Origin of the sequence: Desulfamplus magnetovallimortis (assembly GCF_900170035.1) — a bacterium.
GTDB classification, from domain to species: domain Bacteria; phylum Desulfobacterota; class Desulfobacteria; order Desulfobacterales; family Desulfobacteraceae; genus Desulfamplus; species Desulfamplus magnetovallimortis.
Genome location: NZ_LT828552.1, coordinates 91567 through 102834, shown reverse-complemented (window position 1 = coordinate 102834; position 11268 = coordinate 91567). Strand labels below are relative to the sequence as shown.

At 39.5% G+C, this 11268-nt stretch carries 9 protein-coding genes; all 9 read left to right on the top strand.

The window, feature by feature from the left end; genetic code table 11:
• The first annotated feature begins 170 nt into the window (after positions 1-170).
• A complete protein-coding gene (locus tag MTBBW1_RS19195; RefSeq protein ID WP_080806229.1) occupies positions 171-1697 on the top strand; it encodes an HD domain-containing phosphohydrolase in 1527 nt (508 codons plus the stop codon).
• A gap of 509 nt (positions 1698-2206) precedes the next feature.
• Positions 2207-2554, top strand: coding sequence for a PilZ domain-containing protein (locus tag MTBBW1_RS19190; RefSeq protein WP_080806094.1), 348 nt, complete (start codon positions 2207-2209; stop codon positions 2552-2554).
• 28 nt (positions 2555-2582) lie between these two features.
• Positions 2583-3044, top strand: coding sequence for a chemotaxis protein CheX (locus tag MTBBW1_RS19185; RefSeq protein ID WP_080806091.1), 462 nt, complete (start codon positions 2583-2585; stop codon positions 3042-3044).
• Between the two features lie 235 nt (positions 3045-3279).
• Positions 3280-3654, top strand: a complete 375-nt coding sequence (locus MTBBW1_RS19180; RefSeq protein ID WP_080806089.1) for a response regulator — start codon at positions 3280-3282, stop codon at positions 3652-3654.
• On the top strand, positions 3651-4655 hold the full coding sequence (locus tag MTBBW1_RS19175) for a sigma-54 interaction domain-containing protein (protein WP_080806087.1): 1005 nt from the start codon (positions 3651-3653) through the stop codon (positions 4653-4655). The genes MTBBW1_RS19180 and MTBBW1_RS19175 overlap by 4 nt, the downstream gene beginning before the upstream one ends.
• Positions 4656-5211: 556 nt before the next feature.
• Positions 5212-7821, top strand: coding sequence for a tetratricopeptide repeat protein (locus MTBBW1_RS19170; RefSeq protein WP_080806084.1), 2610 nt, complete (start codon positions 5212-5214; stop codon positions 7819-7821).
• A 26-nt stretch (positions 7822-7847) separates the two neighbouring features.
• On the top strand, positions 7848-9575 hold the full coding sequence (locus MTBBW1_RS30045) for a sigma-54-dependent transcriptional regulator (protein ID WP_080806081.1): 1728 nt from the start codon (positions 7848-7850) through the stop codon (positions 9573-9575).
• 476 nt (positions 9576-10051) lie between these two features.
• Complete coding sequence (gene flgB, locus MTBBW1_RS19160) at positions 10052-10468, top strand: flagellar basal body rod protein FlgB (protein ID WP_080806077.1); 417 nt, start codon at positions 10052-10054, stop codon at positions 10466-10468.
• A 181-nt stretch (positions 10469-10649) separates the two neighbouring features.
• Positions 10650-11156 (top strand): flagellar basal body rod protein FlgC, encoded by a 507-nt coding sequence (gene flgC, locus MTBBW1_RS19155; protein ID WP_080806075.1) that lies wholly within the window; start codon positions 10650-10652, stop codon positions 11154-11156.
• Positions 11157-11268: the final 112 nt, after the last annotated feature.

Genomic DNA, 11268 nt, shown 5'->3' with positions numbered 1-11268 from the left:
TATAAAATGTGGCTGGGGCTGAGGTGAATGGGCAAGTTATTAAAAATCAATTCCAATGTTATATGTAGCTCTTTTTTAATTTATTTTGCATTGAAAAAAGAAATGTTTTAGTATAATGATATATTTTTAAATATAGCAGAGTAACAGAGGATTCTTGAGGAATGGAGGTAATGACGGAAAACGGCAGAAATACGATCCTTGTGGTTGACGATGAAGAAGGAATTCTTGAGATTACAGAAGAGTATTTTGAACGGAAAGGCTATCAGGTTTATACTGCTACAAATGGTCTTGAAGCGATAGAGATCATTAATTCTGTCAAGATTGCCTGCTGTTTTACGGATATTAACATGCCTGAAATGGACGGGCTTGAGCTGGCAGAGCATATTCGTAAAGTTGACAATACACTTCCTGTTGTGGTTATGACAGGTTTTCCTTCCCTTGAAAATACCATTCGTACGCTTAAAAACGGTGTGGTTGACTACCTTGTAAAACCTGTGAACCTTGAGCAGATGGAGCTGTGTTTCCGGCGTATTATGAGGGAGCGGGGCCTGTTTGTTGAAAATCTTATTCTACGTGAGGAGGTTGAGAGAAGGGAGCGACTTCAGGCTTTGAATGATGAGCTGATTTCCCGTGTTGAACAACTCAATGTACTTAATCGTATTATGGAGGATTTTGCAACATCAGATTCAAGTTATGGAATTTTTAACAAGGTCGTTGACCTTGGCATGGAGGTTGTAAAAGCTGATCATGTTGGTTTTTATATCCATGCAGAACAGGAATCATCCTTTGTTTCGATAGCTGCAACTCATCTTAACTCGCATTGTGCCGGTCCATTCAATGTTTCCGAGTTTCCATTTGAACTGAATAGTTTTTTTATGGATGTCATTGCTGAAGATAAGCCATGCCTGATTTCAAATAATACAGGAGCATCCGGAGTAAGTAAGTTTATTCGATCCTTCATGGTTGTTCCTGTCAAGATCAGGGAAAAGACATTTGGAGTTGTAAGTGCATCCATAACAGAGGGAGACAGACGGTTTACTGATAAAGATATCTATTATATGAACTTCATCTCCCAGAAAGCAGCTTCAGCTATTGAAAATATTGCGCTTTATGAAAATATATATGATAACCTTTTTTCAACTCTTTATGCTTTTGTTGCAGCCCTTGAAGCCAGGGATTCATATACACGCAAGCACTCCACAAGGGTTGCTGAGGTTGCTTATGAAATTGGCAGGGAAATGAACTGCACTGAAGAGGAGCTTGATGTATTAAGTTTTGCAGGGCATCTTCATGACATAGGAAAAATTGGCATAAGAGATGATATTCTGCTGAAGCCGGGAAGATTGACATCTGAAGAGTTTGAAAAAATTAAGGAGCATCCGTCAATCGGAGCAGATATTGTAGGTCAGCTTGGATTGTGGGACAGGGAGCAGGAGATTATTCGTCATCACCATGAGTTTTTTAATGGAAAGGGGTATCCAGATGGCTTGAAAGATAATGAAATCCCTCGCCTTGCAAGAATACTTTCTGTTGCAGATGCTTTTGATGCAATGGCCTCTGACAGGGCATACCGGAAAAAAATGGATAAAGTTAAAGTGATATCAATTATACATGAGTGTTCCGGAACCCAGTTTGACCCAGATGTTGTCCAGGCATTTATGAGGGTCGTTGATGAGGTATGGCCTCATGATTCCTGAGTGCTTTATCAAGTTTAAATTGTCGGGTGACTTTTCATATATTTAAACGGGCATGATTGCGTATCAATCACCCCCCCCAAATATAAAAATGACAGTCATTTTCACGGTAAAAGGTGAAAAAACTTCTCTACCTGACAATCAAACCTTTAAAGAACACTGAGTTTTAAGATGTATCATATTTAATATCTTTCACTCCTCACTAAAAGCATTTTACACTAAAGTGCCAGAGAATAAATAATTTAGTTGCTTCAGAAATTTCCATTCTATTGTTTAAAAAGTTTGATGGAAAAACATTGCCCAATGGCACGATATTTCATAAAATATTTATGAAATAATATTAAATTAAGGCATCCTTCATATCATGCAGAAGGCACTTTGCACTTTTTGAAATAGGTTGCATAAAGATCGGCATTGCGTTCAGGAACGTGTAAATTTGCAAATGAAAGAGGCCTAAATTATATAATATTAAATTAAATATCAACTGGTACTTATCAGAAAAAGGTACTCCCATGGCAGAAGTTGTAAATAAGGGACGTCGTAACCATCCGAGGGTAGATTTTCAGACAAAAATTTCTCTTCTTTTCAGCGAGAACGAGAGAGATGTGACAGGAGCATCGAAAAATTTAAGCATGAAGGGGCTTTTTGTTGAAACCATGGAAACTGTTTCCCCCGGGGAAAAATGTAAGGTTAAAATTGAACTTTCAGGTGTTGTAGGTGGTTTGACATTGCTCATAAATGCGAGAGTTGCAAGGGTGGAAGCCCATGGAATGGGGATTGTTTTTGATACAATGGATCTTGAAAGTTATACCCATTTAAGAAATATTGTTCAGTATAACAGTGTAACCGCAGAATCATGATGTCTGATGAGAATCGGGGTATTTGAGAATGGATGCAAAGCTGATTAATCCTTTTATTAATGCTACACTTCATGTGCTTGAGACTATGGCATTTATCAAGGTGAGGCCAGGTAAACCTTATTTAAAAAAAAACAATGAAGCAAAGGGTGATGTTACAGGGGTTATTGGTCTTACTGGGGTTGCAAATGGAACGATATCTGTTACTTTTCAGGAGAAGTGTATTTTGACTATTGTTACAAATATGCTTGGTGAAAAAATGGAATATCTGAATGGTGATATTGCTGATGCTGTAGGTGAATTAACCAATATGGTATCTGGCCAGGCCAGAAAAGAGCTTGAGGAGTTGGGAAAGGTTTTTAAGGCAGCCATACCATCTGTAATAATGGGGAAGTGTCACAGCATTGCCCATTATTCAAATGGCCCAAGGATTGCGATTCCTTTCTATACAGATGATGGCGAATTTACAATAGAGGTCTGTTTTGAAAGGTAGAAAATTTTGGTAAAACCGGGCGCAGGTTTTTAAACGCTTTGATTCTTTTGCAAGCTGGTGATAGCAATGGCCTGAACCAAGTTTACAAAAGACTTTCACTTTTCCATGGTGTGGTGGGTTAAAGCCGCTATCATAGTTGTTTAAAACAGGGTGTCTCCCTTAACCATGAGCTTAAATGCAGTAGTGGTAACAAAGAAAATATATTACTGACGGGTATTAAGGAGATTTTAATTAAATGAATACATCCATCAAGGTTTTGATTGTGGACGATTTTGCAACCATGCGCAGGATTTTAAAAAATATTCTGAAACAGCTGGGATTTAAAAATCTTCTGGAAGCAGATGATGGAACAACCGCACTGGAATCTCTCGAAAGAAATGATATAGATTTGATCATTTCCGACTGGAATATGCCAAAAATGACCGGCCTTGAGCTTTTAAAGTCTGTTAGAGCCAGTAAGAAATATGCCAAGGTTCCTTTTTTGATGGTAACAGCCGAAGCGCAGAAGCAGAATGTTATTGAAGCTGTTCAGGCCGGTGTCTCAAATTACGTGGTAAAGCCTTTCACAGCAGAGGCAATTTCAGATAAACTCAAAAAGATATTGAAATGAGTTCAGTAATGACATTTTGCTGTGATGATATTGCAGGAGAGAGTGATGCCATAAAGGATGTTCTGAATACAGTCAGAAAAGTTTCCAGGTCCGATGCTTCGGTGCTGATTACAGGAGAGAGCGGAACCGGCAAGGAGCTGGTTGCAAGGGCCATACACAGCAACAGCCACAGAAGTCGTGAACCCATGATTGTGATAAATTGTGGTGCCATTCCTGGAGAGCTTCTTGAAAGTGAGCTTTTTGGCCATGAAAAGGGGGCTTTTACAGGTGCTCATCGTTCAAGAACAGGACGCTTTGAGCTGGCCCATAAAGGTACTGTTTTTCTTGATGAGATAGGGGATATGAGCCCTGATCTTCAGGTTAAACTTCTGAGGGCACTGCAGGAGCGGAAGATAGAGCGGGTTGGCGGTGTGACCTCAACAGACATAGATATCAGGATTATATCGGCAACCAACAAGGATCTGCCAGTTGCAATTTCTGAGGGGATTTTTCGTGAAGATCTTTTTTATCGTCTCAATGTTATACCGCTTCATGTGCCTCCCTTGAGAAAACGTATAACTGATTTGCCTCTTCTTATTGCTCATTTTCAAAATAAGATACAATCCCGAAGCCACGGGGATTGCAGAAAAGAGTATTCTGACGATGTCATTACAGCCCTTTCCTCATATGTTTGGCCTGGTAACATACGTGAACTGGAAAATCTTGTTGAGAGACTTTCAGTAATGGTGGAAGGAGATGTTGTTGATATCGTTGACCTGCCATCTCACATCACATCCCAATCCGATCCTTTTGATATGGCCTCTGCAGCGGCTGTCTTAGAGAAAGGTATTGGTTTTAATGATGCTGTGGAGGCATATCAGAAGGCTTTGATTGTTCATGCCCTTGAACAGACAGACTGGGTAAAGGCAAGAGCTGCCGAGATGCTTAAAATGAACCGTACTACTCTGGTTGAAAAAATTAAGAAGATGAATATTGAGCAGGAAGAAGAAATTCTTTTTTGATATACATCAGATTGCTATGTATAACATACATGACGGATTCCCACCACAATCGAACGGATGAAAGTCTTTATATGTCAATATGTTATGGAGACTTTCTAATAAACCCTCATGATCACGAGTCATCACAACGATGAATGAAAGTCTTTATATATCAGTATGTTATGGAAACTTTCTAATAAAATAATCTCTCCTTAAGCTACTGCTGCCGACAGCTCTATTTATAACCTATCTATTTAATAATTTGTGACTTGAATACTTGTTGGCATACTAATTGCTCTTTATGCAATGGGATAGATGAGTTAGTCTCTTTTTACCGTGAAAATGACTATCATTTTTATATTTGGGGTGATTGATACGCAATCATGCCTGTTTATTGATCTTGTAAGTATTTATTTTGATGGTTTCATAAAAAGTCCAAAATTCCAAGCTTGTTCTTGATATTTTCAGATGGTTAGGGCTGAAAGAATTCTGAAAAGGGGCTTTTTACAGGTACATCAATTTTTTTATATTTCCAAGTTTTTACGAGATAATCAAACAGAATCTGGAAGTATGGATTATGAAGCAATCAAGAAAAAAAATCTATGGAATTTTCATATGCCGGGGTCTGTATGTTTCTGTTTTTTTTATATGCTGCCTCTTTTTGTCTGTCCATTCCTCGGCAGCGGAGTTGAAAGGGATATTTTCAGGTTCAGATCCTTCCAGCCTGCGCCTGCAGGTAAGTGAAAGGATACCAATTAAAGTAATTCTTGTAGATGATACCGAGGTTTTGATTGCCCTTAAAAACGTTCAGCCTGCAAATAGCATAGAGCTTAGACTGAATGATTCTGAACTATTCAGGAAAGTTGAACTTGAAACACTTTCAGGTAATGTTATTGCTGTACTTGTAACTGGAAAAAAGAAGTTTCATGAGCCATCTTTTCTATGGGATGAGAAAGGATTAAACCTGCTTGTAAGTTTCGATGGCAAACTTCCCCATTCATCATCCTATCCTTCTGAAAAATCACAATCATCTTCTGCAAATCCTTCTGAAAAAAAAGCACCAGGAGATATCCTGGATAATAAGCCTGACTCAAAGGATGTTGGTGCGGAGAATAAAGTCCCAGATCAAAAACAGATTGATACATCCCCTGAAAATAAAGGGGAATCTGATGCAACCACTGAAAAACGCCTGGTTCATGAAACCCCAAAGCCCCGAATTGAAAACAGAACCTATGGTTCTCCAGATAATGTGGTTGTCGGAAAGGCAGGTGATATAAGTGATATTGTTTCACAGGTTGACCTTATACCCTGCAGTGACAAGGAATTTAAAAAAGCATTGATTTTTTTGAAACAATTCCAGTGGCAATCTGCATATGAACTTTTAAACGGATATATTGAAAACGGTCAAAGTTCATGTGCTGAAAAGGCAGAGCTTCTAAGAGCCTATGCATATTACAAAACCATTGATGACAAAGATTACAATGCGCTGCTTCAGGCTGAGGCATTGTTTCAGGCACAGCTTGTAAAATGGCCTGACTCTGACATGATCCCCTTTTGCTATACTGCCTTAGGGCTGATTTCCGGTCGTTTGGACAATATTGCTGCTGCAGAAGGGTATTTAACCATTGTTATGGATGAGTATCCTGACTATTCGGGAATGCCGGAAGTACTTTATCATATTGCAAAAACATATGATGAAAAAAATTACAATGAAAAGGCACTTGAAAATTATCAGGTGGTTTTTGAAAAATATCCGGACAGCATTTATGCTGTGGATGCAGGTGTGGGGCTTGGCAAAGCTCTTTTCAAAAAACGTCATTATATTGATTCAAGGGATATTCTCACAGGCCTTCTCAAGACAAACCCTGAAATCATGTATGACTCTCCGGATGTCCTTTTGAGTATTGGTGATGCTGAATTTGCCCTTGGTCGCAATGAACCTTCAAGGGATGCCCTTGGCAAGGCATATAATCTGTTTGCCGATATTCCTGACAAGGATATGGTTATGACAAGGATTGCTGATACATATGCCAATGAAAAGAAGATGGAGAGAGCCAGAAAGGTCTATGAGTTTGTAATGGACAAATTCCCGGGCACAGAGGGCTTTCTTGGCAGTGCAATGGGGCTTGCTCTTTGTCTGAAAGAGAGGGAGAAAATTGAAGAGCTCTACACTATGGTAAAGAATAATTTTGCCGATCATCGTCTCTCCCGTGTGGCAATGATGCGTCTTGCAGAGCTTTATAACAATAATGGGGAGTATGAAAAATGCATTGAAGAGATTGAAAGGCTTCTGGCAACTCATCCTACAGGCTTGCGCTATGATGCTGTACGTCTGATGCAGAAGGCTTATGAATCCCTTTTTGATGAAAAGCTTAAAACAGGCCAGTACCCCGAAGTTTTGCGTACCTATGAGGGGGCAAAAGTTCTTCTTGACCGTCTGGAGAGCCGTAATATATTTTTATCAACAGGACTCTCCTACCTTGATGGTCATTTATACGGGCAGGCTTATAATCAATTGCTTAAGGCTTACAAAGAGTTTCCCGAGTCCGATCGTCCCATTGAACTTGTTTATGGCATTGCCATTGCAATGGACGAAACAGACAGGGATGATGAAGCTTTGAACCATTTTAAAAGTTATACTGCCATGGTCGAAGAAGGACCTGAAAAAGTAGAGGCTTTTATCAGGATGGGGGATATTTATTTTAAGAAGGGAGATCTTGTAAATTCAGAAAAGCATTATGAGTTTGCCTATAGTTTCAGCAGGGATCGAATCGAAAAAGCACGCATACTAAATCGTGAGGCCGAGGTTTACAGACAAGAAAAGAAGTGGGACAAGGTAGCAGAACTGCTCGAAAGGGCTGTTGTGGATTATGCATCTGCACCAGGAGAAAACTATGATCTGATTTCGGAAGCATACAAGACACTTGGCAAGGCTTATCTTGAAAAAAAAACATTTGTAAAGGCTGCTGAGGCATTTACAATGGCTCTTAAGTTCTCTGATGATGCGGGGCGCCCTGGCTCTGACATAACCTTCATGCTGGGGGATGCCTATCAAAAGGCAAATGCCATTGACAAGGCAAAGGAGGCTTTTGAAAAAATTGCAGAAGATGATGATTCTATCTGGTCACGCCTTGCAAGGGAACGTCTTTCTACTTTGACACTTGCGGAAACCCTTTCTAATTCATGAATGATCGGTCACAAGGTTTGAATAATATGCTGGAAAACAGAGTTTTAATAATACAGGAGGACTTCAGAGAGCGGGTTGAGATGACAGAAGCCCTTGAACAGGCGGGGTTTAAGGTTGATTCTGTTCAAAGTGGCAGTGATGCAGAAAACGCTGTTTTCAGGCAGAAATTTTTCCTGGTGGTTGCAGATATTGATACTCCGGAATTTTCTGTGCTTGATTTTTTAAATCGTATCAATGTTGAAGCCCCTGAAACAAAGATTATGGTTGTTTCCCTCCGTCCCTTGGTTGAAGAGGCTGTCTCCCTTATGAAACATGGGGCATTTGATTTTGTGGTAAAACCCCTTTCAATGGAGCAGTTAATCCTTACTGCACGCCATTTGATGTCAAAAATTGTTGATTCTGAAAAGGCCGCTAATAATGATGCTGATACTAAAAGTCTCCCCGGCAGGAAGAACCATATTGAGATTATAACCTGCGACAAGTCAATGTTGCGACTTCTAAATCTTGCCAAAAGGGTTGCAGACAGCACAGCTTCTGTGCTTATTCAGGGGGAGAGCGGCACCGGAAAAGAGCTTTTTGCCCGTTTTGTCCATGAAAACAGTAAAAGAAAAAATATGCCTTTTGTAGCACTCAACTGTGCTGCCCTTCCTGAAAATCTTCTTGAAAGTGAGATGTTTGGTCATGAAAAAGGTGCTTTTACAGGTGCAGTTGCAAGAAAAGAGGGAAAATTTGAGATTGCACATAAGGGGACCCTGTTTCTTGATGAGATAACCGAGATGCAGTACCACCTGCAGGCAAAGCTTTTGAGAGTGATTCAGGAAAAAGTGGTGGATCGTCTTGGGGGTACACAACCTGTGGAAGTTGATGTTCGCATTGTTGCTACAACCAATCGTGATGTAAAAGAGAGTATAAGGCAGAATCAGTTCAGGGAGGATCTCTATTATCGCCTGAATACCATTCCCCTTGTTATACCTCCTTTAAGAAACCGTATAGGTGATCTTAAACTTTTATGTGACTACTTTATCCAGAAATACACAAAAATTGACGCAAGGGATGTCAAAGGAATGACGCCCGAAGCCTTTGATCTGTTAAGTCGTCAGAAATTTTCCGGTAATGTAAGGGAACTTGAAAATATTATTCATCGTGCTGTTCTTCTTGCCCAGGATGAATTGATTGCACCTGAGGACTTGATGATGGAGGATTTCCAGACCGAGTTTTCAGAAGGCACTTATAAACCATCCGTTGCTGCTTCGGGTGAAAAAAACGATGTTGTTTTTTCTGACAACCTTTCATCGTCAAGTGTCGAGAATACTTTAAATACCGGTTCTGCAAATGCCGGTAATGCTTTAAATACCGGTAATACTGCAAATGCCGAGAACACTACATATGGAGGTTCTGCTGATAATTCACCTTCAAATGTGGAAAATGCTTCATATTCAGGCTCTGCAGATGATTCACCTTCAAATACAGTTAATGACCCATCTTTAACCCCCTCGACTCATTCCTCTTCAAACCCTGTCATACATCCTAATGATCATTTATCTTCCAGCTCTTCAGAAAATAAAGCAAATAACGATAATCCCGATGACTTTTATCAAAAGATGCCGCCATCTTCTCTAAAAGAGATGGAGGAGCGTATGATTTTTAACACACTTGATAAAACCCAGGGTAATCGAACCCATGCCGCACAGATACTTGGTATAAGCGTCAGGACTCTCCGTAATAAGCTCAATGAATACAAAGAAAAACAGTGACTTGTAAAATTGAGCACCTTTCATATCGTCCCAAAAGTATTTTGCACTTTTCTTATTTTTGATGAGCCTGTAAAAAGTCGTATTTCGAGTTTATTTCAGTCATAACCCACTGGCATAATGAATATAGCTTACCAGAAAAATATTTTATTTTTTGGTCAAAAAAATTAATCAAGATAACAGGTAGTTAGACTTTTCCATTATCAATTTAATTATCTGGAATTGGTGGTGTCCCAAATATGTTGATGAGCTCTTCACAAACCTTGATTCAGCAGGGCTTTCACAAAAAGATATCAACACTTTTATGACACTACCCTGGAATTCGATAGCTTAATTATCTGGAATACTATAGCGCTTTTGGCATTTCCGATTTATTACGAGAGCATCACTTTTAAAAGGCATGAAAATTGCTGTAATACCTTTCAGGTAGTTTTTTAAACAAGAATTTATAATTTTTGCAAAGGCTTTAAAGGTGTCATATGAGTGATTCAAGAATATATAACAGAACATTTGATCTGCTCTCCAACTCCCTTGATATTTCTGCAAAACGTCATAATCTGATTGCCGGAAATATTGCCAACATGGATACCATAGGCTATAAGCCAAGGGATCTTGATTTCCTGAAGACCCTTGAAAAGGCCATGGGAGAGACCAAGCCACAGCAGAAAATTGACATGACCCATGAAAAACATTTTCCCGGCATTGAAGAAGATTCGCCGTTTTCCATGAAGCTTTATAATACGGAATCTGTTGATGCCAACCACCTTGACTCTGTTAATATAGACACTGAAATGACAAATATTGTTGAAAACAATATTAAATACAGAGTCACAGCAGAAATGCTTTTAAGAAAAATGACTATTCTTAAAACGACAATTCAGGAAGCCGGGCAATAATGGAATCAACCTGTTGGAACAAAAATAATAAATGAAGGTCTGTATAACAGGAACCAAGTATAACAGGAACTAAGTATAACAGGAAGCAGGTATAACAGGAAGCAGGTATAACAAGAACCAAGATTAAGGACAATAAAGCATCACCTGCAAAACTGAAAGATATTAAGGAGGGCAATAAATTATGACATACCTTATGGATTCATCAAGAATAAGTGCAACTGGCCTTGCAGCCCATAGAACCAAAATGAACCTTATTGCCCAGAATCTGGCCAATGTGGATACCACAAGAACAAAAGAGGGCGGGCCATACAGGCGTCAGATGGTTATTTTTTCAGGCAAGGATATCGATGATTTTGAAACTGCCCTTGACAAGGCATGGAAAAACGAAAACAAGGAGATCGCCACAATTGAATTCGATCCCATAGAGTTTAACAAGCCCCCACGCGAGAGCAGGGGAACTGGTTGTGATGTGGCTGAAATTGTAAAATCACAGGAAGATTTCAGGCTGGTTTATAATCCTGCCCATCCGGATGCTGACCCCAACACAGGTTATGTTGCCATGCCAAACGTGGATCACCTTACAGAAGTTGCTGACATGATTGTGGCAAAAAGAGCATATGAGGCAAGTGCCACGGCTCTTGCAAATACCAAAAGTATGACTGCAAAAGCCCTTGAGATAGGTAAATAAGCTGAGTAGGTAAATGTAGTGGTTCTTCAAGTTTAAACTGTCGTGTGAATTTTCAGGTGTTTCAAAATTTCAAGTACTTTTCTACACGACAGTCAAACCTTGACGGCACAAT

Coding starts and splice junctions, on each gene's coding strand:
- MTBBW1_RS19195 (WP_080806229.1), top strand. CDS start 171: ATGACGGAAAACGGCAGAAATACGATCCTTGTGGTTGACGATGAAGAA.
- MTBBW1_RS19190 (WP_080806094.1), top strand. CDS start 2,207: ATGGCAGAAGTTGTAAATAAGGGACGTCGTAACCATCCGAGGGTAGAT.
- MTBBW1_RS19185 (WP_080806091.1), top strand. CDS start 2,583: ATGGATGCAAAGCTGATTAATCCTTTTATTAATGCTACACTTCATGTG.
- MTBBW1_RS19180 (WP_080806089.1), top strand. CDS start 3,280: ATGAATACATCCATCAAGGTTTTGATTGTGGACGATTTTGCAACCATG.
- MTBBW1_RS19175 (WP_080806087.1), top strand. CDS start 3,651: ATGAGTTCAGTAATGACATTTTGCTGTGATGATATTGCAGGAGAGAGT.
- MTBBW1_RS19170 (WP_080806084.1), top strand. CDS start 5,212: ATGAAGCAATCAAGAAAAAAAATCTATGGAATTTTCATATGCCGGGGT.
- MTBBW1_RS30045 (WP_080806081.1), top strand. CDS start 7,848: ATGCTGGAAAACAGAGTTTTAATAATACAGGAGGACTTCAGAGAGCGG.
- flgB (WP_080806077.1), top strand. CDS start 10,052: ATGAGTGATTCAAGAATATATAACAGAACATTTGATCTGCTCTCCAAC.
- flgC (WP_080806075.1), top strand. CDS start 10,650: ATGACATACCTTATGGATTCATCAAGAATAAGTGCAACTGGCCTTGCA.